General features: G+C 61.9%; 23 protein-coding genes. 17 read left to right on the top strand and 6 right to left on the bottom strand.

Annotation, left to right across the window (positions count from 1 at the left end; all coding sequences use genetic code 11):
- Positions 1-27: 27 nt before the first annotated feature.
- On the bottom strand, positions 28-285 hold the full coding sequence (locus N8A98_RS19345; protein ID WP_262167782.1) for a YjhX family toxin: 258 nt from the start codon (positions 283-285) through the stop codon (positions 28-30).
- A gap of 282 nt (positions 286-567) precedes the next feature.
- Here N8A98_RS19345 and N8A98_RS19340 point away from each other — a divergent pair, with 282 nt between their 5' ends.
- From N8A98_RS19340 to gatB, 3 genes are all read left to right on the top strand, one after another.
- Positions 568-882, top strand: coding sequence for a chorismate mutase (locus N8A98_RS19340; RefSeq protein WP_262167780.1), 315 nt, complete (start codon positions 568-570; stop codon positions 880-882).
- Between the two features lie 11 nt (positions 883-893).
- Positions 894-1,406 carry a GNAT family N-acetyltransferase gene (locus N8A98_RS19335; protein ID WP_162740085.1) on the top strand — a complete coding sequence of 171 codons (513 nt, stop codon included), beginning with the start codon at positions 894-896 and terminating at the stop codon, positions 1,404-1,406.
- A 199-nt stretch (positions 1,407-1,605) separates the two neighbouring features.
- Positions 1,606-3,105, top strand: a complete 1,500-nt coding sequence (gatB, locus tag N8A98_RS19330; RefSeq protein ID WP_262167778.1) for an Asp-tRNA(Asn)/Glu-tRNA(Gln) amidotransferase subunit GatB — start codon at positions 1,606-1,608, stop codon at positions 3,103-3,105.
- An 85-nt stretch (positions 3,106-3,190) separates the two neighbouring features.
- Here the strand turns inward: gatB and N8A98_RS19325 are convergent, their stop codons facing one another.
- A complete protein-coding gene (locus N8A98_RS19325; protein WP_262167776.1) occupies positions 3,191-3,775 on the bottom strand; it encodes a carboxymuconolactone decarboxylase family protein in 585 nt (194 codons plus the stop codon).
- 204 nt (positions 3,776-3,979) lie between these two features.
- Positions 3,980-4,873, bottom strand: coding sequence for a DMT family transporter (locus N8A98_RS19320; protein WP_262167775.1), 894 nt, complete (start codon positions 4,871-4,873; stop codon positions 3,980-3,982).
- A 176-nt stretch (positions 4,874-5,049) separates the two neighbouring features.
- Here N8A98_RS19320 and N8A98_RS19315 point away from each other — a divergent pair, with 176 nt between their 5' ends.
- Positions 5,050-5,961 (top strand): 5'-methylthioadenosine/S-adenosylhomocysteine nucleosidase, encoded by a 912-nt coding sequence (locus N8A98_RS19315; protein WP_262167772.1) that lies wholly within the window; start codon positions 5,050-5,052, stop codon positions 5,959-5,961.
- Here the strand turns inward: N8A98_RS19315 and purN are convergent.
- Both purN and purM read right to left on the bottom strand, forming a co-directional pair.
- Positions 5,958-6,497, bottom strand: coding sequence for a phosphoribosylglycinamide formyltransferase (gene purN, locus N8A98_RS19310; protein WP_262172076.1), 540 nt, complete (start codon positions 6,495-6,497; stop codon positions 5,958-5,960). The genes N8A98_RS19315 and purN overlap by 4 nt on opposite strands.
- A gap of 44 nt (positions 6,498-6,541) precedes the next feature.
- Positions 6,542-7,618, bottom strand: coding sequence for a phosphoribosylformylglycinamidine cyclo-ligase (purM, locus tag N8A98_RS19305; protein ID WP_262167770.1), 1,077 nt, complete (start codon positions 7,616-7,618; stop codon positions 6,542-6,544).
- 133 nt (positions 7,619-7,751) lie between these two features.
- Here purM and N8A98_RS19300 point away from each other — a divergent pair, with 133 nt between their 5' ends.
- From N8A98_RS19300 to N8A98_RS19285, 4 genes are read left to right on the top strand one after another with little or no spacing between them, the layout of a single operon-like run.
- Positions 7,752-8,843: an AI-2E family transporter gene (locus N8A98_RS19300; protein WP_262167768.1), complete on the top strand. Its 1,092-nt coding sequence runs from the start codon at positions 7,752-7,754 to the stop codon at positions 8,841-8,843.
- Positions 8,821-9,576, top strand: a complete 756-nt coding sequence (locus N8A98_RS19295; RefSeq protein WP_262167766.1) for a P-loop NTPase family protein — start codon at positions 8,821-8,823, stop codon at positions 9,574-9,576. Before N8A98_RS19300 ends, N8A98_RS19295 begins: the two co-directional genes overlap by 23 nt.
- Positions 9,569-11,740 carry an RNA degradosome polyphosphate kinase gene (locus tag N8A98_RS19290; protein WP_262167763.1) on the top strand — a complete coding sequence of 724 codons (2,172 nt, stop codon included), beginning with the start codon at positions 9,569-9,571 and terminating at the stop codon, positions 11,738-11,740. The genes N8A98_RS19295 and N8A98_RS19290 overlap by 8 nt, the downstream gene beginning before the upstream one ends.
- Positions 11,737-13,278: a Ppx/GppA phosphatase family protein gene (locus N8A98_RS19285; protein ID WP_262167761.1), complete on the top strand. Its 1,542-nt coding sequence runs from the start codon at positions 11,737-11,739 to the stop codon at positions 13,276-13,278. Before N8A98_RS19290 ends, N8A98_RS19285 begins: the two co-directional genes overlap by 4 nt.
- A gap of 9 nt (positions 13,279-13,287) precedes the next feature.
- Here N8A98_RS19285 and rnd read toward each other — a convergent pair whose 3' ends face one another.
- Complete coding sequence (gene rnd, locus N8A98_RS19280; RefSeq protein ID WP_113120445.1) at positions 13,288-14,457, bottom strand: ribonuclease D; 1,170 nt, start codon at positions 14,455-14,457, stop codon at positions 13,288-13,290.
- Between the two features lie 200 nt (positions 14,458-14,657).
- On the opposite strand from rnd, the gene aspS reads away from it, so the two are divergent.
- From aspS to N8A98_RS19235, 9 genes are all read left to right on the top strand, one after another.
- Complete coding sequence (gene aspS, locus N8A98_RS19275; RefSeq protein ID WP_113120446.1) at positions 14,658-16,451, top strand: aspartate--tRNA ligase; 1,794 nt, start codon at positions 14,658-14,660, stop codon at positions 16,449-16,451.
- A 142-nt stretch (positions 16,452-16,593) separates the two neighbouring features.
- The gene (locus tag N8A98_RS19270) at positions 16,594-18,192 is read left to right on the top strand and encodes an EAL domain-containing protein (protein ID WP_262167759.1); all 1,599 of its coding nucleotides are present in this window, start codon (positions 16,594-16,596) and stop codon (positions 18,190-18,192) included.
- 81 nt (positions 18,193-18,273) lie between these two features.
- A complete protein-coding gene (locus N8A98_RS19265) occupies positions 18,274-20,592 on the top strand; it encodes an NADP-dependent malic enzyme (protein WP_390888785.1) in 2,319 nt (772 codons plus the stop codon).
- The gene (locus tag N8A98_RS19260) at positions 20,589-20,879 is read left to right on the top strand and encodes a Dabb family protein (protein ID WP_262167758.1); all 291 of its coding nucleotides are present in this window, start codon (positions 20,589-20,591) and stop codon (positions 20,877-20,879) included. Before N8A98_RS19265 ends, N8A98_RS19260 begins: the two co-directional genes overlap by 4 nt.
- Positions 20,880-21,061: 182 nt before the next feature.
- The gene (locus tag N8A98_RS19255; RefSeq protein WP_262167756.1) at positions 21,062-21,415 is read left to right on the top strand and encodes an FtsB family cell division protein; all 354 of its coding nucleotides are present in this window, start codon (positions 21,062-21,064) and stop codon (positions 21,413-21,415) included.
- Positions 21,416-21,530: 115 nt separating this feature from the next.
- Positions 21,531-22,550, top strand: a complete 1,020-nt coding sequence (gene pdhA / locus N8A98_RS19250; protein ID WP_262167754.1) for a pyruvate dehydrogenase (acetyl-transferring) E1 component subunit alpha — start codon at positions 21,531-21,533, stop codon at positions 22,548-22,550.
- Positions 22,550-22,939 carry a hypothetical protein gene (locus N8A98_RS19245; RefSeq protein ID WP_262167752.1) on the top strand — a complete coding sequence of 130 codons (390 nt, stop codon included), beginning with the start codon at positions 22,550-22,552 and terminating at the stop codon, positions 22,937-22,939. The genes pdhA and N8A98_RS19245 overlap by 1 nt, the downstream gene beginning before the upstream one ends.
- The gene (locus tag N8A98_RS19240; protein ID WP_262167750.1) at positions 22,936-23,304 is read left to right on the top strand and encodes a hypothetical protein; all 369 of its coding nucleotides are present in this window, start codon (positions 22,936-22,938) and stop codon (positions 23,302-23,304) included. Before N8A98_RS19245 ends, N8A98_RS19240 begins: the two co-directional genes overlap by 4 nt.
- Entirely contained in the window at positions 23,305-24,693 is a 1,389-nt protein-coding gene (locus N8A98_RS19235) for a pyruvate dehydrogenase complex E1 component subunit beta (protein WP_262167748.1), read from the top strand.
- Positions 24,694-24,700: the final 7 nt, after the last annotated feature.

The raw sequence follows: 24,700 nt of genomic DNA, 5'->3' as shown, positions 1-24,700 counted from the left end.
GGAATGCTCCCAAACCACCGCTGCCAGCTACCGGTTACTCACCTCGCTCCGTACCAGTTCCAAGCCGCGTTTGGTGATCCGGTACGGTTTGCCACCGGATGATTTGATCGCCTTCTTGGCTTTGAGCTTTTTGAACAGGACCAGGGTGCAATTGCTCATCAGCCAGCCATCGCGGTTGTAGAATTCAAGGCCGGTCACCTTGCCATTGTCGTCCCGGAGCAGCGCAATGCAGCCGCCCTGCGCGAGGGCATGCAGCACCCGCTGTTCGTGTTTGGAAATATCCATGAATAGTCTGAGGCCTGTGCCGGCGGGCGCATAAAGCAGCCCGCGAACAAACGTGATCAGCCGCCCGCATCACGCAGGACGGCCGATTGGTTCATTCTCGCCCCGTCTCGGTTGGACGGGGCTTCAGACGATCTCAGACTGATTAGACATAAGGCGTGACCTTGATTACGGTTCTAAATTAGCGCCGCCGGCGCGCTCCGCCAAGAGTGAGCGCGCAGCACAGTTGAAATCCGCGCCCTGCCGGTGCAAACCAGCAACAGCCTTACTGGACTGGAAATTGCCGTGACCGCTTTAAAATCGCCTGCCCAATGTGAAACCAAGGACGATGTCCGTGTCGAGATCGACCGGATCGACCAGGCACTGCTCAGCCTGTTCGCGGAGCGGCATCGCTATGTGACGCGCATGGCCCAGATCAAGACCGATCCACATGAGGCGCACGACCGCGCGCGGATAGAATCGATCATCGAGAAAGTTCGCAATCGCAGTTTGGCTCTTGATCTCGACGAAGATCAGGCCGAACTTGTATGGCGTACCCTGATCGACTGGAACATCAATTACGAGAAGGGCATCATCGCGGCCCGGCGAGGCGCGGAATAGGGAGAGGTCCCATGCCCGGTATTACAATGCGCAAGGCAGAGCCCAAGGATGCCCATCGGCTGGCCGATATCGCCTATCGGGCCTGGGAAAGCGGGATTCTGCCGCTGCTGACCGAAAAGCCCGGCATGCGCGAGGCTGAGCAACGCCGGCTGGCCCAGGCTGTGTCGGAGAGCATTTCGCGCATTATCGTTGCCGAAGTAGACGGCATTGCGGTGGCCTGGTGTTCGCGCTCGGCGCGGCGGGCCTATATTCCGTTCCTCTTCGTGATGCCGGAATTGCAGGGCCATGGGCTCGGCTCCATGCTGCTGCGCCGCATGGAATCCATGCTGGAACTCGAAGGCGCCGACCGGGTGCATCTGGAAACGCCGGCTGACAATGTGCGCGCGGTGCGCTTTTACGAAAAGCAGGGCTACCGCATCCTGGCGCTGCGGCCAGATGGCCGGGCGGCTCATGAGCCCTTCATGAGCGTCCACCTCGAAAAGCGGCTCGACCCCTTTGAGGGCGAGATCGACGACGAGGATTAATGGCGGCTCCGACCGACCAGCAGACCTCATCCTGAGCTTGTCGAAGGACGAGGTCGTGGCAACCAGGCCTCCACTCGCGCGACCTCGTGGTTCGACAGGCTCACCATGAGGTCTCTGGCGATGCGGCAAGCCATTGCATCCCACAGATCATCGCACTATGCGTTACTCATAATTTCGTCCCGCCTCTAGGACTGCTCAATTGACTCTTATCGATACCCGCACCCCACATCCGAAGCGCCTCATTGCTGGCTCGACTGGCGATTGGGAGGTGATCATCGGCATGGAAGTGCATGCGCAGGTGACGAGCGAGAGCAAGCTGTTCTCGGGGTCCTCGACCGAGTTCGGCAATCCGCCCAATTCCAATGTGAGCTTTGTCGATGCAGCCATGCCCGGCATGCTGCCCACGATCAACGAGGAATGCGTGCGCCAGGCCGTGCGGACGGGGCTGGGGCTCAAGGCCGCCATCAACAAGCGCAGCGTGTTTGACCGGAAGAATTACTTCTATCCCGATCTGCCACAGGGCTATCAGATCAGCCAGTTCAAGGACCCCATTGTGGGCGAGGGCAAGGTGTTGCTCGACGTGGACGGGGAGACCATCGAGATCGGCATCGAGCGGCTGCATCTGGAGCAGGACGCCGGCAAGTCGATCCATGACCAGCATCCCAATATGAGCTTTGTCGACCTCAATCGCTCGGGCGTGGCGCTGATGGAAATCGTCAGCAAGCCCGATCTGCGTTCGTCCGACGAGGCCAAGGCGTACCTGAGCAAGCTGCGCACCATCCTGCGGTATCTGGGCACCTGCGACGGCAATATGGAGCAGGGCTCCATGCGTGCCGACGTCAACGTGTCGGTGCGTCGCCCCGGCGGCGAATTCGGCACGCGCTGCGAAATCAAGAACGTCAATTCGGTGCGCTTTGCCGGCCAGGCGATCGAATATGAAGCGCGCCGCCAGATCGATATTCTCGAAGATGGCGGCAGCATCGATCAGGAAACGCGGCTGTTCGACCCCAAGCTGGGCGAAACGCGCTCCATGCGGTCCAAGGAAGAAGCGCATGATTATCGCTATTTCCCCGATCCGGATCTACTTCCGCTCGAATTTGACGATGCCTTCATCGCCGCCTTGGCTGAGAAGCTGCCCGAGCTGCCGGACGAAAAGCAGGCACGCTTCATCGGCGACTATGGCGTGACGCCCTATGACGCCATGGTGCTGACGCTGGATCGCGAAACCGCGGATTATTTCGAATCCGTCGTGGCTTTTGGCGGCACCAAGCGCGACGGCAAGGCCGTGGCCAATTTGCTCAATGCCGATGTGGCCGCCTATGCCAATAGCCAGGGCCTGGCCGTGTGGGAGACCCACCTCAAGCCCAGCCAGATCGCCGGCATTGTCGATCTGGTCGCGGCAGGCACCATTTCGTCCAAGGGCGCCAAGGACCTGCTGCAGATCGTGATCGCCGAGGAGCCCGAGGGCGAGCCGGCCGATATCGTCGAGCGCCGCGGCATGAAGCAGGTGACCGATATGGGGACAATCGAAAAGATCGTCGACGAAATCATCGCCGCCAATCCCGATCAGGTCGCCAAGGTTTTGGCCAAGCCGACCATGATCGGCTGGTTTGTCGGCCAGGCAATGAAGGCCTCGGGCGGCAAGGCCAACCCGCAGGCGTTGAACGATCTGATGAAGAAGAAGCTCGGGATCGAGTAGGGGCCTCCCCAACTCTCTCATCTCCGTGGGGTGAAGGGATCGCGGTGGAGGGAACGTGCAATGCATGCCCCTCCAATATGCGTTGTTAGATCGGCTTTCCGACCGTCATCGCATCTCGAAACACCGGGTCGGCGTCGAAGAATACCGGCTCCGGCGTTGCCCCCGTTGCGTCGAAAAAGCGGCTGATGAAGGCGCGGAACGAGGCGCAGAGGGCGATGTCGGAGATTTCGACATCGGTGAAGCCAACGGCGCGCAGGGCGTTGATGTCAGCCTTGGTGATCCTGGACGCGTCGCGGGCCACCTGCTCGGCATAGGCCAGCATTGCTACTTCTTTTTCCGACAGCCCCGCCGAGCGATAGTCGCGCTGCAGGGCGAGCACCATGTCCTTGGAGCCGAGCTCCTTGGTCAGCGAACGGGCGTAGACATGGGTGCAATAGGTCGAGGGGACCTGTTTGGCGGCGATAAAGGTAATGAGGCGCCAGGCGCGCATGCCGAGCGAGAAATTGGCCTTGATGCCTTCGGAAAACCGTTCATAGAGCGGCAGCACTTCGGGCCGCGCCGTCCAGCAGCGGGTGGCTTCCATGACGAAGCCCATGCTGGTCTGTTCGTGTTGGTAGATCCGGGCGACCTCGCCGGTCGCCTCCTCCGGGGTGACAGTCTTGAGAAACACTGGTTGCTCTCCAGTTACCGCGGCGGGATCGTAGCGCCCGCGCGGTAAAAGGCCAATGCCCCTAGGACCAACCGACATTGGCTGATGCTGGCCTGCAAATGGCGGTTTTCTGCGCTTCCGGTGCTCACGTACCCAAATGTACGTTCCGCTCCGGTTCTCGAAAACCACCACTTTCGGCTCAGCCTGAGCCAATGTCGATTGGTCCTAGGCGGGTGCGCGGCGCCCGAGCTTGAAGATACGGCCATCGATGCAGAGCAGACCGACAAAGACCAGCAGCATACCCGCGATATGGACGGGCAGGATGATTTCACCCAGCAGTGTGACGCCCAGAATGATGGCCACGACCGGGGAAATGAAGATGTTGGAGGCGAAGTTGGTCGCCCCGATACGCGGCAGCAGGCGGTACATGATCTGAAAGGTCAATGCGGTCGAGAACAAGCCCAGGGCGAGCCAGGCGGCCCAGGTTTCCGGGCGGGTGGCATGGGGCAGGCCTTCGACGGCAAAGGCGACCGGCACGGCGACGACCGCCGCGCCGGTCAGGGCGATGGTGGCCAGCGTTGTCGGCTCGACCATGCGGAAGCTGCGGGCGACATTGAGCGTGACAGCATAAAGGATCGTGGCCAATAGGCAGAAGCCGATGCCGATCAACTGGTCGCCGGCATGCCCGCCGGTGAGGGCGGGAGACGCCAGCAGCGCCGCGCCGGCAAAGCCGGCAATGACGCCGAGCGCTTTGTTGTATTTGGCCTTTTCGCCGCCGGGCCAGAAGTGGGCGACCACGACGGTGAGGATTGGGGTCAGCGCGTTGATGATGGCGGTGAGCCCGCTCGGAATGTGGGCCTGGCCGAGCGGGAACAGCGTGAAGGGCAGGGCATAGCTGAAGACGCCGAGCAGGCCCAGTTTGAGATAAAGCATGGGATCACGCGGCAGCGGCTTGCGCATGGCAAAGAAAACGACCCAGCTGGCAATGGCGGCGATGCTCACGCGGCCGGCGGCGACCCAGATCGGCCCCAGCTCGCGAATCAATATGGCGTTGAACAGGAACGAGCAGCCCCAGATGCTGCCGACAAAGATGAGCAAAGCCCAGTCACGCGTGGCCATGTGATTCCTCCCCAGCCCATTAAGGAGCGGAACTTACGCCCGGTGAGAACAAAGGTCGAACCGATTTTGACGATGGCTGTCATCAGCGCCGCTGATGGGGATGCAGCCATGCAAGGGTGGCGATAGCCGGGCCGGATCGGGCTCACTAGTCTTTGCCGGCAAATAATGAGGGACTCATGCTGAAAACAACGATTGCCGCATCTCTGCTTGCCGCTTTGACCTGCGCCCCGGCGCTGGCCGCCGAAACGCTGGACGCCACGCCGCGTGTCGCCGTGATGTCCGCCTTCGCGCCCGAATGGATTGTGCTGCAGGAGGCGCTGAGCGAGCGCAAGGACTATACGGTCAATGGTACGACCTTTGCGACCGGGCTGATCGAGGGCAAGCCGGTCGTGCTGTTCCTGACCGGGGTCAGCATGGTCAATGCCGCGATGACCTCGCAACTGGCGATGGACTTCTTCAACCTCGAAAGCATCGTGTTTTCCGGCATTGCTGGCGGCGTCAATCCCGAGCGGCATATCGGGGACGTGATCGTACCTGCGCAGTGGGGACAATATCTCGACGCGATCCTCGCGCGCGAGACCGCGGAGGGTGAATTCACGCCGCCACCATTCCTTGAGGCGCCGTTTCCCAATTTCGGGATGATCTTCCCGCAGAATGTCGGCGTCGCCCGGGAAGGCGCTGAACCGGAAGAGAAATTCTGGTTTGCGGTTGACCCGGATCTGCTGGCCGTAGCCGAAAAAGTGGCGGCTGATATCAATCTTGAGGACTGCGTCGAGGCCAATAAATGCCTGACGACGGCGCCGGGCATCTATGTCGGCGGCAACGGCGTGTCGGGCGCGGCTTTCGTCGACAACGCCGCCTTCCGTGAATATGCCTTCGGCACGTTCGAGGCCCAGGTGCTGGACATGGAAAGTGCGGCGGTCGCGCATGTTGCCTATGCCAACAAGGTGCCGTTCATCGCGTTCCGCTCGCTATCTGACCTGGCCGGTGGCGGCGAGGGCGAAAATGAGATGGGTACGTTCATGGGGCTGGCATCGGCCAATTCGGCGGCCGTGGTGACGGCGTTTATCGCGGCGCTGCCAAACTAAAGCGGCGCAATCTCGCCCGAGGCCAGCATGCGCAGGGCCTCGGGATAGATGCGGTGTTCCTCGACCAGCACGCGGGCGGAAAGGGTGTCCGGGGTGTCGCCGGGCAAGACCGGCACTTCGGCCTGCAGGATGGCGGCGCCCTCGTCGAGGCCCGGGGTCACGAAGTGTACAGTGCAGCCATGCACCTTGGCGCCGTCGGCAAGTGCTCGCTCGTGGGTATGCAGCCCTCGGTAGAGCGGCAAAAGGGATGGGTGGATGTTGATCATCCGGCCGGCCCAGCGATTGACGAAATCTTCGCCCAGAATGCGCATGAAGCCGGCGAGGCAGACGATATCGACATCCCAGCTTTCGAGCGTCTGGGTCATGATGTCTTCGAACATGTCCCGGCTGGGAAATTTGCTCTGCGCCAGCGATGCGGTGGCAATGCCCTGACTGGCCGCCAGGGCCAGGCCGGGAGCGGCAGCGCGATTGGAGAGCACGCCCACGATTTCGGCCGGATAATCCGGCGCTTTGGCGGCCTCGATCAGCGCCTGCATATTGGAGCCGCGGCCCGAAATCAGGATGGCGACGCGCTTGCGGCTCACAGCGAGAGCTTGCCTTCAAAGGTTACCGGCTCGCCGGTTCGCTCGGTGAGCTTGCCGACGATACCAGCGGTTTCCCCGGCGGCATTGAGCTGTTCGACCAGCTTTTCGGCATCTTCAGGCGTTACCGCAACGAGCATGCCGACGCCGCAGTTAAAGGTGCGCAGCATTTCGCGCTCGTTCATGCCGCCAATGTGGCTGAGCCAGGCATAGACCTTGGGCACGGTGATGGCGTTGAGATCGACATGGGCTGCCAGATGGTCGGGCAGCACACGCGGAATATTGTCGATGAAGCCGCCGCCGGTAATGTGGGCGAGCGCCTTGATGCCGATGCCGGCCTTGAGCGCGGCCAATAGCGGCTTGACATAGATGCGGGTGGGGGTGAGCAAGGCTTCGGACAATGACTGGCCGGGCGCGAAGGGCGCGTCCATGTACCAATCAATGCCCGACAGTTCGACAATCTTGCGCACCAGCGAATAGCCGTTGGAATGCACACCCGAGGAGGCAATGGCCACCAGAATGTCACCAGCGGCGATGTCGGGGCGGGGCAGGAGGGTGCCGCGCTCGGCAGCGCCGACGGCAAAACCGGCCAGATCATAGTCATTGCCGTGATACATGCCCGGCATTTCAGCGGTTTCCCCGCCAATCAGCGCGCAGCCGGCAATGCGGCAGCCCTCGGCAATGCCCGACACAATGGCCGTGCCCTGTTCGACATCCAGCTTGCCGGTGGCAAAATAGTCGAGGAAGAACAGCGGCTCGGCGCCCTGCACGATGATATCGTTGACGCACATGGCCACGAGATCAATGCCGATGGTGGAATGATTGCCGGTATCGATGGCAATCTTGAGCTTTGTGCCCACCCCGTCATTGGCCGCGACCAGAACCGGATCGGTAAATCCGGCGGCCTTCAGATCGAACAGGCCGCCGAAGCCGCCGATCTCGCCATCGGCACCCGGGCGCCTGGTGGAGCGGACGGCGGGCTTGATGGCCTCGACCAGCGCATTGCCTGCATCGATGTCGACACCGGCCTGCTTGTATGAGAGACCGTTTGATGTCAGGTTTTGAGGATCGGACATTGGCCTGGAACCGTTTGGGGAAAGCGTGCGCAAAGCCATTACCGGAAAGCCAAGGCGATTGCCAACTCCGGCGCCGGAAGCTAGACGGCCTGATAGCTTCTCCACCACCACGACGCAAGGGCCGTACGGCAAGATGACACTGCGCAATCAAGTCTTGATCTGGGTCGCATTCCTGGTGGTGCTGGTGCTGCTGCTTTGGCTGTTCCGCGGCATCCTGTTGCCCTTTGTGGTGGGCGCGGCACTGGCCTATCTGCTCAACCCGCTGGTCAACCAGTTGCAGAAGTGGCGCTTCGGGCGCGGTTGGGCCACCGCAGTCGTGCTGCTGAGCGTCATCACCATCTTTGTCAGCTTGTTCTTCATGCTGGTGCCGCTGATTGGCCAGCAGGTGATCGGTCTGATCCAGCGGTTACCGGGCTATGTTACCGATCTGCAGGCGCTGATCACCCGCTGGTCGCCCGAAATCAACGAATGGCTGGGGCCGGAGCGGGCCGCCCAATTGCAGACCAGCATCAGCGGCATGGCTACGCAAGTGCTTGGCTTTATCGCTACGCTACCGGCCGAACTGGTCAATATCGGCCTGACCGGAGCCGGAGTCATCGGCTTTACGCTGTTGACCCCGGTGGTGGCTTTCTACCTCTTGCTCGACTGGGAAGGCATGGTGCGCGGCTTGCAGGGGCTACTGCCTCGGGATTCGCGAGGCGAAATCAACGGCATCCTCAGCGATATCGACAAGTCCATGGCCGGCGTTATTCGCGGGCAGGGCGGCGTGCTGCTGATCGACGCGGCCTATTATGCTACGGCGCTGAGCCTGCTCGGCCTGAACTTCGGATTAGCGGTGGGCCTGATGGCCGGGCTGCTCAGCTTCATTCCGTTTGTGGGCTTCGCTTTCGGCTTCGCGCTTTCGGTTGGCATCGCCATCGTGCAGTTCTGGCCCAATTACTGGATGGTGGTGGCGGTCTGCGCCATTTTCCTGGGCTGGCAATTCATTGAGGGCAATATTCTCTATCCCAAGCTGGTCGGCTCCTCGATCAACATCAACCCGGTCTGGTTGATGTTCGCGCTGCTGGCTTTTGGCGCCCTGTTCGGCTTTGTCGGCCTGCTACTGGCAGTGCCGCTGGCGGCGATCGTTGCCGTGCTGATCCGCTATGGCGTCAAGAAATACAAATCCAGCGCGCTCTACCAAGGCACCAATGGGGACGCCGATGGCGACGCCAGCGCGGCCTGACATGGACGAGACGGGTGCCGCAAGGGGGCAGCTTGCCTTCGAGCTGCCGCATGTTCCGGCCCAGGGCGAAGGCGATTTCCTGGTGGGCGAGGGCAATGCCCTGGCGCATGGGCGGATCCTGGCCTTTCCGCATTGGTCCGAGCCGCTGACGCTGCTGATCGGGGCCGCGGCCTCGGGCAAATCGCATCTGGCGCGAATTTTCGCCGATCGCAGCGGCGCACATTTCGCGGGGGTGGATGAGTTGGAGGCGCTGGCGACGCAGGGCGGGCAGCACCCCTTGATTGTCGAGGATGTGGATCGGCTGGGTTATGACGAGGCGGGGCTGTTTCACCTGCTCAACCAATCGATGCGCGACCAGCGCGCCATCTTGCTGACGGCGCGCGAAGAGGTTGCGCAATGGCCGCTGGCGACCGATGATGTCCGCTCTCGGGCCCGGCGGGCGACCGCGTTCAGCCTCGAAATGACGGACGACATTCAATTGTCACAGATGTTCGTGAAACTGTTCGGCGATCGGCAGATCAAGGTCGATCCCAGAATCATCGGCTACCTCGTGGCGCGCATGGAGCGCTCTACCGAGGAAGTCGCGATTCTTGCTGACCTCATGGATAGGCTGGCCTTGGCAAAGGGTACGGCCATTACCCGCAGCATCGCCGCCGATGCGCTCGACCGCCGCGCGGTCGCTCGCGGCGCGGTGCAGCACGAACAGGATTGGGATGGGCCGAACGATGAATGAAATGAGCGATTTCGCCGAAGCGGACGCCGGCGTGCCCGATGCCGAAGCGCTGCGCACCAGTCCGGCCCGGTTCGTCAACCGCGAAGTCAGCTGGTTGCAGTTCAATATGCGCGTGCTCGAAGAGGCCGGCAATGAGAGCCACCCGCTGCTCGAGCGCCTGCGCTTCGTATCGATCTCGGCCAATAATCTCGATGAATTCTACATGGTCCGTGTGGCCGGCCTCAAAGGCCAGTTGCGGGCAGGGCTATCCAAGCAGAGCGCCGATGGCCTGACGCCGGCCGAACAGCTCGAGGAAATCGCCACGCTGGCCCAGCACCTGCAGCTGGAGCAGCAGGACCATTGGCAGAGCCTGCGCGAGGAATTGTTCGCGCAGAATGTGGTGATCCACGAAGAAGATGACCTTAGCGCCGACCAGGTCAATTACCTGCAGAAGCTGTTCCGCGAGGAAATCTTCCCCGTACTGACGCCGATCGCAGTCGATCCGGCCCATCCATTCCCGTTCATTCCCAATCTGGGCCTGGCGCTGGCTTTCGAGCTGCGCCGGCCCGATAGCGACCAGCCGCTGACCGCCCTGGTGCGCATTCCGGGCAATCTCGATCGCTTCATCACGCTGCCCAGCGGGCTGGTATCGGAAGGGCGGACTGAAGTCGTTACGATAGACACCCTGGTCAAGCTGTTCTTCCACAAGATGTTTCCGGGCCACGAAGTGGTGGGCTCGGGCGCGTTTCGGGTCATCCGCGACAGCGAAATCGAAATCGACGACGAAGCGGCCGATCTCGTGGTGGAATTCGAATCCGCCCTGCGCCAGCGCCGTCGCGGCCAGGTGATCCGGCTCGAAATCGAAAGCTCGACGCCGCGGGCGCTCAAGCGCCAGATCGGCGAGCAACTGGGCGTCAAGGATGGCGATATCTTTGAGGTGCAGGGTTTCCTCGGGCTGGCCGATGCGCGCAAGGTTTGCGATGTCGAGCGGCCCGACCTCAAGTTCACCCCCTATCTGGCGCGGTTCCCCGAGCGCATTCGCGACTATAATGGCGACAGCTTTGCCGCCATTCGCGCCAAGGATATTCTGGTCCACCATCCGTTCGAGAGTTTTGACGTGGTGGCGCAGTTCCTGATGCAGGCGGCGCGCGATCCCGATGTGGTCGCCATCAAGCAGACGCTCTATCGCACGTCGTCGGATAGCCCGATCATCAAGGCGCTGGTGATGGCGGCGGAAGCCGGCAAGTCAGTGACGTGCCTCGTCGAGCTCAAGGCGCGCTTTGACGAAGAAGCCAATATCCGCTGGGCGCGCGATCTCGAGCGGGCCGGGGCGCAGGTGGTGTTCGGCTTTATCGAGCTCAAGACCCACGCCAAGATGAGCCAGGTGGTGCGCCGCGAAAAGGGCAAGCTGGTCAGCTATTGCCATATCGGCACGGGCAATTATCACCCGATCACCGCCAAGATTTATACTGATCTCAGCTATTTCACCATCGATCCGGCCATCACACGGGACGTGGCGCGGGTGTTCAATTTCATCACCGGCTATGCCCGGCCGACCGAGCTCGAGACCATCGCGGTGTCCCCGGTCAATCTGCGGCAGACGCTGATCGAGGATATCGGCCGCGAAATCGAGCATGCCCGCCAGGGCAAGCCGGCCAGCATCCTGCTCAAGATGAATTCGCTGGTCGATCCGCAGGTAATCGACGCGCTGTATGATGCGAGCCAGGCTGGCGTGAAGGTCGACCTGATCGTGCGCGGCATCTGCTGCCTGCGGCCGGGCATTCCTGGTTTCTCGGAGAATATTCGGGTCAAATCGATCGTCGGTCGCTTCCTCGAGCACAGCCGCATCTATTGCTTCGGCAATGGCGAGCCTATGCCCAATCCGAATGCGCGGGTCTATATTTCGTCGGCCGATATCATGGGCCGCAACCTTGATGGGCGGGTGGAAATCATGGTGCCCATTCTCAACAAGACCGTGCATAAGCAGATCCTGGACCGGATTCTGGTTGCCTATCTGCGTGACAACCAGCAGAGCTGGGAAGTATTGCCGGATGGCAGTTCGCACCGCATTCGCATGGCTGAAGGCGAAGAGCCGTTCAATGCGCACGATTATTTCATGACCAATCCGTCGCTGTCGGGTCGCGGCAGCGCCGGAATAGGTGAGGGCGACGAGGATACGGTTTGACACAATTCTGGGGGGTCGATGCCGATCCTACGGCACAGGGACGGATCAAGGGCGCCAAGCCCGTGGCCGTCCTCGATATCGGCTCCAATTCCGTCCGCCTGGTCGTCTATGAGCGCCACGCGCGCTCGCTGACGCCGCTCTACAACGAAAAATCCGCCTGCGCCTTGGGGCGCGGCATTGCCCAGACCGGGCGCCTGGCCGACGCCAATGTCGCCCAGGCGCTGGAAGCCATCAAGCGCTTCGCGCTGGTGGCGCGCATGATGCGGGTGGGCAAGGTCTATGTGCTGGCGACCTCGGCGGTGCGCGACGCGGCCAATCGCGACGAATTCGTTGATGCCGTCGAGGCCATCATGGACACCAAGGTGCAGGTGCTGAGCGGTGAGCGCGAGGCTCATTTCGCGGCGCTGGGTGTGGTGGCCGGCATTCCCGGTTTTGATGGCATTGTCGGCGATCTGGGCGGCGGCAGCCTTGAACTTTCCGCCATCAAGAGCGGCAACGATACCGACGGGGAATCCTACGAGCTTGGCGTGATCCGGCTGCAGGACGACAGCAACGGCAATCCGATGAAGGCCGCGAGCATCGTGCGGGAGCGGCTGGAAGCCTCCATTCTCAAGGCTGTCGCGCCGGGCAACAGTTTTGCGGCCATTGGCGGCACCTGGCGCTCGTTGGCCAAGCTACATCAGGTGCTGCGCGAATATCCGCTGCAGATGGTGCAGCATTATACCGTGCCTGCCGAGGACATGATCGCGCTTTGCACGGAGATCGTGGAAGCCGGCTCGCTCAAGAATTATCCCGGCTCGGAATTCGTCAGTTCCTCCCGCCGCGATCTGGTGCCGTTCGGCGCCGCCGTACTGGGCGAAGTGCTGAAGGCCGGCGCCTTCACCAATGTGATGTTCTCGGCGCTGGGCGTGCGCGAGGGCTATCTGCATGGCCTGCTCGACGCCAAGGAACAGGCCATCGACCCGCTGATCCAGGCGGCCGAGGAACTTTCCGTGTTGCGCTCGCGCTCGCCGTCGCATGCCAATGACCTGATCGAGTTCACCGGGCAGTATTTCGCCATCGCGGGGATTGTGGAAACGGCCGAGGAAACCCGGCTGCGCAAAGTGGCGTGCCTGTTGGCGGATATTGCCTGGCGGGCTCACCCCGACTATCGCGGCGTGCAGAGTGTCGATGCGGTGGCGTATGGCTCGCTGACCGGCGTCGACCATCCCGGCCGGGCGTTCCTGTGCCAGGTCATTGCCGTGCGCTATGGCGGGCTCAAGATGAAGGGCATCAACCAGCCATTGCTGGCCCTCGCCACGCCCGAAGCCTCGCAGCGCGCCAAGCTGATCGGGGCACTGTTCCGGGTGGCCTATCCGATGACGGCAGCCATGCCGGGCATTCTGCCGCGCATCCGGTTCGAAGTGGATGGCAGCGTGTTGGCGTTGGTGCTGCCGCAGGACTTCGCGTTCCTGAACGGCGAACATCTGAGCGGCAGGCTGGACCAGTTCGCCAACCTGGCAGGCTACAAGGCCTCGTTCATCAGCGTCGCGAGCTAGTCGAAGCGGCTATTCAGCCGCTTCCGCCTGCGCGACGGGGAATTCGACGATGCCCTTGCGGGTGGCAACCAGGCCGACGCGGCCGTGTTTGATCGCCAGGGCCTTTTCGCCGAACAGCTTGCGGCGCCAGCCTTTGAGGGCGGCGACATCGGCTTCGTCATCGAGCACCAGGGCATCGATATCGTCCGAGGTGGCGATGATGCGGGCGGCGACGCCATGTTGCTCGGACACCGATTTAAGCAGCACGCGGATGAGATCGCCCACCGCGCCCTTGGGCGAGGGGCCGCGATAGCGCTCGGGCATGGTCGGCAATTCGGCCTTGCCCAGCTCCTCGACATCCTTGAGCAGCGCCATGATCTCGGCGGCTGCGGAACTCCGGCCAAAGCCGCGGGGCACGGCACGTAGTTTGTCGAAGGCCTCGGGTGTCAGCGGGCGCTGCATGGCCAGCTCGAACAGCACGTCATCCTTGAGAATCCGGCTGCGCGGCTGATCGCTGTCCTGCGCGCGTTTTTCGCGCCAGCCGGCCAGCACCTTGAGGGCCGCCAGATCGCGCGGGCGATTGATCTTCATCTTCAGGCGTTCCCAGGCCTTGTCCGGTTGCACGACATAGGTATCGATGCTGCGCAGCACGCCCAGCTCATCCTCAACCCAATCCCAGCGCTTGGTGGCATCGACCTGCTTGCGCAATTCGCGATAGATATCGCGCAGGTAGGTGACGTCGGCCAGCGCATAGGTCAGCTGCTTTTCCGAAAGCGGGCGGGCCGACCAATCGGTGAAGCGGGAGGACTTGTCGAGTTCGACATTGGTGATGGAGCGCACCAGATTGTCGTAGGACACGCTATCACCAAAGCCGCACACGCTGGCGGCGATCTGGGTGTCGAAAATATTGACCGGCACCTTGCCGCTCAGCTTGACGAAAATTTCCACGTCCTGCCGTGCGGCATGGAACACCTTGGTGACTTCCGGATTGGCCAGCAGCGCGAAGAAGGGTGTCAAATCGATCCCCGACGCCAGCGGGTCGATCAGTACGGCTTCATCATCAGTCGCGGCCTGGATCAGGCAAAGCTTTGGCCAGTAAGTGGTTTCGCGCAAGAACTCGGTATCAACCGTTACGAAGTCGAACTTAGCGGCACGATCGCAGAAGGCCGCGAGCGCATCTGTGGAAATTATGGCGTCCATACCGGTTTCCGTCTCAAAATAGTCAAGATTGTTCCTAGCAGGTGCGAGAGCGTCACTCCAGAAGTGAATCTTTAAGCATAAGGAATTGGTTAGCGCGGCAGGATGATGCAACCCCACCGCCTGGGCCAGCCAAACTTGACAAGCATGGCGACCCATGCGCTTTTCCGGCCCAAGATTCCGGCCTTTTACCGAGTTCCGACATGACAACACATCGCTACCGCTCGCACACCTGCGGGGCCCTGACGGCCCAGGACGCAGGCCAGACCGTCCGCCTCAGCGGCTGGGTGCATCGTATCCGTGACCATGGCGGCCTGCTCTTCATCGATCTGCGCGACCATTATGGCCTGACCCAGGCCGTGATCGACCCTGATTCTCCGGCCTTCGCCGCTGCCGAGAAAATCCGGGCCGAATGGGTGCTGCGCATTGACGGAGAAGTGAAGCTGCGCGACGCGGCAGCCGTGAATCCGAACCTGCCCACCGGCGCGGTCGAAATCTATGTGCGCGAGATCGAAGTGCTCTCGGCGGCCAAGGAATTGCCATTGCCGGTGTTCGGCGATCAGGAATATCCCGAGGACGTGCGGCTGAAGTATCGCTTCGTCGATCTGCGCCGCGAGAAGCTGCATGCCAACATCGTCAAGCGCACCAAGGTGATCGCTGCGATGCGCCGCGAAATGGCGACGGCTGGCTTTGCCGAATATTCGACGCCGATTCTCACTGCGTCGTCACCTGAAGGCGCACGCGACTTCCTCGTGCCCAGTCGCATCCATCCCGGCAAGTTCTTTGCGCTGCCGCAGGCGCCCCAGCAGTACAAGCAGCTGCTGATGGTGGCGGGCTTTGACCGCTATTTCCAGATCGCGCCCTGTTTCCGCGACGAAGATCCGCGTGCCGACCGCCTGCCGGGCGAGTTCTACCAGCTTGACCTGGAAATGAGCTTTGTGACGCAGGAAGACGTGTGGAACACGATGACCCCGGTCATCACCGGCATTTTCGAGGAATTTGCCGATGGCAAGCGCGTGACCAAGGATTGGCCGCGCATTCCCTATGACACGGCAATCCGCAAATATGGCTCGGACAAGCCCGATCTGCGCAACCCCATCGAAATGCAGGCCGTGACCGAGCATTTCGCCGGCTCCGGCTTCAAGGTGTTTGCCGGCCAAATCGAGGCTGACGACAAGGTCGAAGTGTGGGCCATTCCGGCCAAGAACAAGCCCGGCGCCGAGCCGATTGGCCGGGCATTCTGCGACCGCATGAATGCCTGGGCGCAGGGCGAGGGCCAGCCGGGCCTTGGCTATATCTTCTTCAAGGACGGGCAGGGCTCTGGCCCGATCGCCAAGAATATTGGTGAAGAACGCACAGCCGCCATCAAGGCCCAGCTTGGCCTTGCCGATGGCGACGCCGTGTTCTTTGTCTGCGGCCGCCCGGCCAAGTTCTACAAGTTTGCCGGTGAGGCCCGCACCAAGGCTGCAACCGATATCGGCATTGTCGATACCGAGCAGTTTGCCCTGTGCTGGATCGTCGATTTCCCGTTTTACGAATGGGACGAAGAGGAAAAGCGCGTGGACTTCGCGCATAACCCCTTCTCCATGCCGCAGGGCGGGATCGAGGCGCTCAACAGCCAGGACCCGCTGACCATCAAAGCCTATCAGTATGATGCGGTCTGCAACGGCTACGAAATCGCCTCTGGCTCGATCCGTAACCAGCTGCCCGAGACCATGGTCAAGGCGTTCGAGCTGACCGGCAAGAGCCGCGACGAGGTCGAAGAGCAGTTCGGCGGCCTCTACCGCGCCTTCCAGTATGGCGCTCCGCCACACGGCGGCGCAGCCTTCGGCGTCGATCGCATCGTCATGCTGATCTGCGGCGTGCAGAACCTGCGCGAGATCACGGCCTTCCCGATGAACCAGCAGGCCGAAGACCTGCTGATGAACGCGCCCAGCCCGGCTTCGGCCAAGCAATTGCGCGAGCTCAGCATCCGCCTGAACGTGCAGGACAAATAGGCTCTGCCGGCAGACCCATTGCGGGCGGGCACCTGACGGTGTCCGCCCTTTTCGTTTCCGGCGGTTAATCAGCGTTAATGATGCGTTAAACGCCTGTTGTTACCGCTAGGGCGGCGAGAAACTATTTTCCCGGATTCGTTTTGTGCAGTCGCGGTATTCCCACATCCTGATGCTGTTGGGCGCCATTTTGGCGTTTGTGCCCATCCTGGCGGTGGATTATCTGCTCGACGCCTATGTGCGGGTTCGCGAAAAAGCCGTTATTCAACAATCCGCTAGCCTGGTTAGTTCACAAATTGAAATTGGCGCGATGGACGCTGTGGCCTCGCTGCGGCGGATATTGGCGGCCAGCCCCTCGCTCTGTACGCCGACCTTTGTCGCCAATGTGCAGAACGAGATCGAATCCAGCCTCAACCTCAAGCAGGTGCTGGTCGAGAATGCCGACGGTGTCCAATATTGCGACGCCTTTGGCCGTACGATTTCCTATTCGCCGCTGTCGCAAAGCCTGCCGATCCCCGGGCATACCGAGACAATCACCGTGGTGAAGCTGGGGCAGATGGCGATGCCCGCGCTCAAGATCACGCAGGTATTCGGCACGACGCGGCGGGTTTCCGCCTTTGTGCCGCTGGTCGGCCAGAGCCAGGCGGGGCTGGCCCAAACCATTCCCGCTGCCGGCATGCTGCGCGTGGTGCTGACCAATGGCACCTCGGTGTTCACGCTGGGCGACGCGACGGCGTTTGACGGGCAGGGGGCTACCGAATTCGTTTCGGCGCAGAGTTTTGCCGGGGAATTGCCGCTCAAGATCGAGGCCGCCGTACCGTTCGCCGTGGTGCGCGCAGGTTACGCCGATCTCGATATGAGCTTCACTGTTCTGGCCTGCCTGATGAGCGCGGGATTTCTGCTGATGGCGCTGCATTATGTTCGCCGCTCGCGCGTGCCGGCTTTCGATCTGGAACGCGCCATCGCCCGTGGCCAGATCAAGCCCTATTACCAGCCCGTCATCAACCTGCGAACGGGCGAGTTGGTCGGCTGCGAAGTGCTGTGCCGCTGGGAAAAGCGCAATGGCGAAGTGGTGCCGCCCGGGGCGTTCATCGACTATGCCGAAGTCACGGGCCTCGCCATCCCGATGACGCTGTCGCTGATGCAGCAGGTCAAGTTCGACCTGGGCGAATTGTGCCGGCAGATGCCCGACCTCAAGGTGTCGATCAACCTGTTCGAGGGGCATTTCCGCGATGGCAGCATTATCGAGGATGTGCAGGCTATTTTCGGGGGCTCGCCGATCGCCTATCGGCAGCTGGTGTTCGAGATTACGGAGCGTCGCCCGCTGGCCAATTCGACTGTGGCGATCAGTGTGATTGCCGGGCTGCATGCGCTGGGCGCCAAGCTGGCCATGGACGATGCGGGCACCGGACACTCCAACCTGGCCTATCTCGCCACGCTTGGCGTGGATGTGATCAAGATCGACCGGGTGTTTGTCGATATGGTCAAGCCGGAGACGACCCAGGTGCCGGTGCTGGACGGGCTGATCGCCATGGCCAAGGACCTCAATTGCGAGATCGTGGCCGAGGGCGTCGAGACCGAAGCGCAGGCGCTCTACCTGCGGGCGCGGGGCGTGTTGCATGCCCAGGGTTTCATTTTTGCACCGGCACTCAAGGTCGGGGCATTCAAGGAACTGGCCCTGGCGCTGCAGGCGACCCATCCTACCCGGCGGCGCGGCGAGGCCAGTGTCGCCAGCGCTGCCTAGAAGGCAAGTCCCCTTCGGACATTAGGTCTTTTCATCCTGCCGGATTGATGGCACGTACGCGTGCCGGCAATCCATTGTCCGATGGTCCCCGCCGGATCGCCAGGAGAATACCTCGTGTCCACCGACATCAACGAGCAGCGGAAAGCCCTTCGCGAAGCGGCCCTGCATTTCCATGAATTCCCCAAGCCGGGCAAGCTGGAAATCCAGCCGACCAAGCCGCTGGGCAATCAGCGCGATCTGGCGCTGGCCTATTCTCCCGGCGTTGCGGCGCCCTGCGAGGAAATCGCCGAAAACCCCGACAGCGTGGCGCGCTATACCTCTCGCCAGAACCTGGTCGCGGTGATTTCCAACGGCACCGCCGTTCTGGGCCTGGGCAATATTGGCGCGCTGGCATCCAAGCCGGTGATGGAAGGCAAGGCGGTTCTGTTCAAGAAATTCGCCGGCATCGACGTGTTCGATCTCGAAATCGACGAGATCGACCCCAAGAAATTCATCGATGCCGTGGCGCCGCTGTGGCCGACCTTTGGTGGCATTAATCTGGAAGATATCCGCGCGCCCGATTGCTTTGAAATCGAGGAAACGCTGCGCGAGCGCATGCCGATTCCGGTGTTCCATGACGATCAGCATGGCACCGCTATCATTGTCGGTGCTGCGGTGCTGAATGGACTCGAACTGGCCGGCAAGAAGATCGAAGACGTCAAAATCTGCACGTCCGGGGCAGGGGCCGCGGCTATTGCCTGCCTCAATGTGCTGGTCGCGCTCGGCGCAAAATACGAGAATATCTGGGTCGCCGACAAGGATGGCCTGGTCACCCACAAGCGCAACGACGTCAATGACAAGTGGCGCGGTCAGTTCCGCCGCACCAGCGAGGCGACGAGCCTCGCCGAAGTGATCGACGGCGCCGATGTGTTCCTGGGCCTGTCGGCGGCCGGGGCGCTCAAGCCCGAAATGCTGACCAAGATGGCGCCCAAGCCGCTGATTCTGGCTTTGGCCAACCCGAACCCGGAAATCATGCCGGAATTGGCCAAGGAGACCCGGCCCGACGCCATGGTCTGCACCGGCCGTTCGGACTATCCGAACCAGGTCAACAATGTGCTGTGCTTCCCGTTCATTTTCCGCGGTGCGCTCGATGTCGGCGCCACCACGATCAATGAGGAAATGAAGCTGGCCGCGGTGCGCGCCATCGCCAAGCTGGCGCATGAGCCGGGGCTGGAATCCTCGCCTTCGGGGACGCCGGCCGTCTATGGCCCCGAGCACATCATTCCCAATCCGTTCGATCAGCGGCTGATTCTGCGCATCGCGCCGGCCGTCGCCCGCGCGGCGATGGATTCGGGCGTGGCCAAGAAGCCGATCACCGACTGGAAGGCCTATCTCGATAGCCTCAACCGCTTCGTGTTCCGCTCCGGGCTCGTGATGAAGCCGATCATCGACCGGGCCCAGGGGCAGAACAAGCGCCTCGCCTTTGCCGATGGCGAAGACGAACGCGTGCTGCGGGCCACCCAGGTGCTGCTCGAGGAACGCATTGCGCGGCCCATCCTGATCGGCCGCCCGGCGGTGATCGAGGCACGTATCGAGCGCTTCGGCCTCAACCTCAAGCCCGGCACCGATTTCGAGATTATCAATCCCGAGGACGATCCGCGTTATCGCGACTACGTCGCGCTGTTCCATTCGCTGGTCGGCCGCGACGGCGTGACACCCGATACCGCCCGCCAGATGGTGCGCACCAATACGACCGTGATCGGCGCCCTGGCCGTCAAGCGCGGCGAGGCCGATGCTCTGATCTGTGGCCTGCAGGGGCGCTTTATCAAGCATGTGCGCGATATCCGCTCGGTCATCGGCCTGCAGGACGGGCTCAATGACGTGTCGGCGCTCTCCATGCTGATCATGCCGCGCGGCGCGTTTTTCCTGGCCGATACCTATGTCCACCAGGACCCGACCGCCGACGAGATCGTACGCATCACCCTGCAGGCCCGCGACCACCTCAAGCGTTTCAATATCGAAGCCCGCGCGGCGCTGCTGAGCTATTCGAACTTCGGTTCGCGCGACGGCGACAGCGCCTACAAGATGCGCGAGGCCTACAACAAGCTCAAGGCAGTCGCTCCGGACCTGATCGTCGAAGGCGAAATGCAGGGCGATCTGGCGCTCAACCAGGAATTGCGCGAGCGCTATGTGCCGGACACGGTCCTGACCGGCGAAGCCAATCTGCTGATCTTCCCGAACCTCGATGCGGCTAACCTGTCCATGACCTTGCTCAAGGAAATGAACAATGCGCTCTCGGTCGGCCCGATCCTGATGGGGCCGCGTTCGCCGGCCCACATCCTGGCGCCGTCCACCACCAGCCGTGGCATCGTCAACATGGCGGCCATCGCTGCCAATGAAGCGATCGGGACCGAAGCATGATCCGGCATACGGTCGTCTTCACGCTCAAGCATCAGGCTGGATCGGCGGAGGAGGGCGCCTTCCTCCGCGATGCCAAGGTGCTGGCAGACATTCCGGGCGTCGAGAAGTTCGAGCAGTTGCGGCAGGTCAGTCCGAAGAACGATTATGCCTTCGGCTTCTCGATGGAATTTGCCGATCAGGCTGCGTACACCGGCTATAATGAGCATCCGGAGCATGTTGCGTTCGTGCGGGACCGCTGGGTGCCGGAAGTGGCGCGGTTTCTGGAGATCGACTACGTGGCGCTTTGAGGAGAGGGGTGGCGCCGACCGTGGTGGCACCACACTCCAAGCTGGGTGCACCGTAGCTGTCGGCTAACGCACTGCTTCGCAACCCCGCGTTAAGGCATTGCCAGCCATACTGGCCGCGTTCAGTATTCGGTTTGCCCATGCCCACCCGTCTCAAACGTCCGGCCATTTGGCGTCCATTGGCAATGACTGTGGCTTTGCTCGGGTTTCAGGGCTATCTGGCCTATTCGGCGATCAGCGGGCAGTTCGGCATCGACAATCGGGGCCAGATACTGGCTGATATCGATGTGCTCAAGGCGCGCTCTGCGGCGCTACAGGCGGAAATCGATGCGTTCCGGCACCGCTCGACGCTGATGGATAGCCGCAAGCTTGATCCCGACATCGTCACCGAGCGGGCGCGGGCGCTGCTGAACATGGCCAATGCGAATGACATTATCGTCATGGTTGATCCGGTGAGCGGTAAACCGCTTTCCGGTAAATTCGATGAATTAGCCAAAGACCAGTTAAACGCAATTATATCAGCGGATTCAATCCTCTAGCATTGATCTGATCTACCGCATGGGCATTGCTTTCCGCCAATCGCTTGCACTATGATGGCGTTGTGTGGCCAATTCGGGCCCTGCGGCAAATCCATTCCGATGCGGAGCGTTCCCTATGGCGCGTAAGGCTGTGGCCACCAAGGCCAAGACGCAATCCAACATACCTCAGCTGACCAAGGAACAGGAGCTCGAAGCCTATCGCGAGATGCTGCTGATCCGTCGCTTCGAGGAAAAGGCCGGCCAGATGTATGGCATGGGCCTGATCGGCGGCTTCTGCCACCTTTATATCGGCCAGGAAGCTGTTGTTACCGGCATCACCATGGCCAGCGAAAAGGGCAAGGACGCCCAGATCACCGGCTACCGCGACCACGGCCACATGCTGGTCATGGGGCTCGACCCCAAGGGCGTCATGGCTGAGCTGACCGGGCGTCAGGGCGGCCTGTCGCGCGGCAAGGGCGGCTCGATGCACATGTTCTCCAACGAGCATCGCTTCTATGGCGGCAACGGCATTGTCGGCGCGCAGGCGTCGCTGGGCACGGGCTTGGGCTTTGCAGCCAAGTATAAGGGCGACGGTTCGGTCTCCATTGCCTATTTCGGCGACGGCGCGGCCAACCAGGGCCAGGTCTATGAGAGCTTCAACATGGCCAAGCTCTGGAACCTGCCGGTCGTGTTCATCATCGAGAACAACAAATACGCCATGGGCACCTCGATCGAGCGCTCGTCGGCAACCACCGATTTCTCCAAGCGCGGCGCTTCGTTCGACATTCCGGGCGAGCAGGTCGACGGCATGGACGTGCGCATGGTCTATGATGCCGCCAAGCGCGCCATCGAGCATGCCCGCTCCGGCAAGGGGCCGTTCATCCTCGAAATGCTGACCTATCGCTATCGCGGCCATTCCATGTCCGACCCGGCGAAGTATCGCACCAAGGACGAAGTGACCAAGTACCGCCAGGAACGCGATCCGATCGAGCAGATCAAGGCGCGGCTGCTGGCCGAGGGTTACGCAACCGAAGAATCGCTCAAGGCAACGGAAAGCGAAATCCGCGCCATCGTTACCGAAGCCGCCGATTTTGCGACCAACGATCCCGAGCCGGATGCATCCGAGCTCTGGACCGACATCACCATCAGCGTCTGATGACCGGCCCTGTCGACATTGTCGAGAGTATCAACGGCGTACCCGTGTCCATTACCCATGGGCTGGACGTGGGCACGCGCCCCAACGGGGACATCGAGTATCACTACAACTTTCTCGACTATGTCTTTGCGGCGGACGAGCAGACGATTTTCGCACGCAGCTATCTCGGTGATGACCGGGCCGATGTCCGTTCCTATACGCGAGACCTCGACAGCTGGCCGCTGGCGCTGCGCGCACTGATCTATCTGCAGCTTCGCTATCGCGAGCTGACAGTGCTGATGGCCAATGGCTACGAACCCTTGCCCAAGGCGCTGGCCAGGCGCGTGGAGGAGGGTGTAGCCCAATTCCTCGCGGCGTCCGTTATCGATCGTGGCGGGAGGCCGGCGTGAGTATCCTGCTCGGCGTCATCGTGCTGTTTGCCATCCTGTCGGCGGTCGTGGCTGTCGTCCAGGCCATGGCAATCACTCGCCTGGCGCCCGCCAGCGAGCAGATCGGCTCGTTCTTTCCGCTCGGCTGGTGGAAGTTCAGCAAGCTCGACGCCAAGGCCGGCCCGCAAGCGGCTGGGCCCCTGGCGATCTACAAGCGCGCCGTCATCGCCTTCCTGATCTTTCTGGTGCTTGGCCTGGTGCTGAGCGGTTGGTCCGCCAATCGCCCTGCGCCGGCAGAGAGCACCACTGCCTTTATCCAATCCAATCCTGAAATTCCTGCCCGCCGCGTGGCCGCGATGCCCGGCGCCCCCTCGCTGGAGAGTTAAATGCCCCAAATTCTGATGCCTGCGCTGTCGCCCACCATGGAAGAGGGCAAACTGTCCAAGTGGCTGGTCAAGGTCGGCGACAGTGTCAAATCCGGCGACGTGCTGGCCGAAATCGAAACCGACAAGGCAACGATGGAAGTCGAGTCGGTCGATGAAGGCGTGGTCAAGGAATTGCTGATCGCCGAAGGCACGGACGCGGTGAAGGTCAATACGCCCATCGCGCTGATCCTGGCCGAAGGCGAAACCGCCGATGCGGCGCCTGCCGCGCAGACCGCGCCGGAGCCGGCTGAGGCGCCCGTGGTTCCTGCTGAAAAGGCGACCGAGGCTGCACCCGCTGCTGCCACGGTTCCGGCTGCGCCAAAGTTTGAAGCCCAGAGCGATCCCGATCTGCCGGAAGGCGTCGAGATGGTCGAGATGACCGTGCGCCAGGCGCTGAACGAGGCCATGGCTGAAGAATTGCGCCGCGACAAGGACGTCTTCGTGATGGGCGAGGAAGTCGCCGAATATCAGGGCGCCTACAAGATCACGCAGAACCTGCTGCAGGAATTTGGCCCCGAGCGCATCATCGATACCCCGATCACCGAACACGGCTTTGCCGGTCTCGCCGTGGGCGCGGCCTTTGCCGGTCTCAAGCCGATCGTCGAATTCATGACCTGGAACTTTGCCATGCAGGCAATCGACCAGATCATCAACTCGGCCGCCAAGCAGCTCTATATGTCGGGCGGCCAGGTTACCGCGCCCATGGTGTTCCGCGGCCCGAACGGCGTTGCCTCGCGCGTTGGCGCCCAGCACAGCCAGGACTATTCGGCCTGGTACAGTCACGTTCCCGGCCTCACCGTCATCGCGCCCTATAGCGCCGCCGACGCCAAGGGCCTGCTCAAGGCCGCCATTCGTTCGCCCAACCCGGTCGTTTTCCTCGAAAACGAAATCCTTTACGGCTCGACGGGCCTGGTCCCCAAGGTCGATGATTTCGTGCTGCCGATCGGCAAGGCTCGCATTGCCCGCAAGGGTGCTGATGTGACCATCGTTTCGTTCTCGATGGGCATGCGCTACGCCACCCAGGCCACCGAAAAGCTGGTTGCGGCGGGCGTCGATGTCGAACTGATCGATCTGCGCACGCTGCGCCCGCTCGACAGCGACACCGTGATCGCGTCGGTCAAAAAGACCGGCCGCCTCGTGACCGTGGAAGAGGGCTGGCCGCAGGGGGGCATCGGCGCCGAGATTTCGGCCCGCGTCATGGAACAGGCCTTCGATTATCTCGACGCCCCGGTCATGCGCGTGACCGGCAAGGATGTTCCAATGCCCTATGCGGCCAACCTCGAAAAGCTGGCGCTGCCGAACGTCGATGAAGTCATCGCGGCGGTCAATGCCGTGACGTACCGCTCGTAAGGAGAGA

The sequence above is a fragment of the Devosia neptuniae genome, assembly GCF_025452235.1.
Classification (GTDB): domain Bacteria; phylum Pseudomonadota; class Alphaproteobacteria; order Rhizobiales; family Devosiaceae; genus Devosia.
Note: the sequence above shows the minus strand (reverse complement) of the source record. Positions and strands in the feature narration are given on the sequence as shown.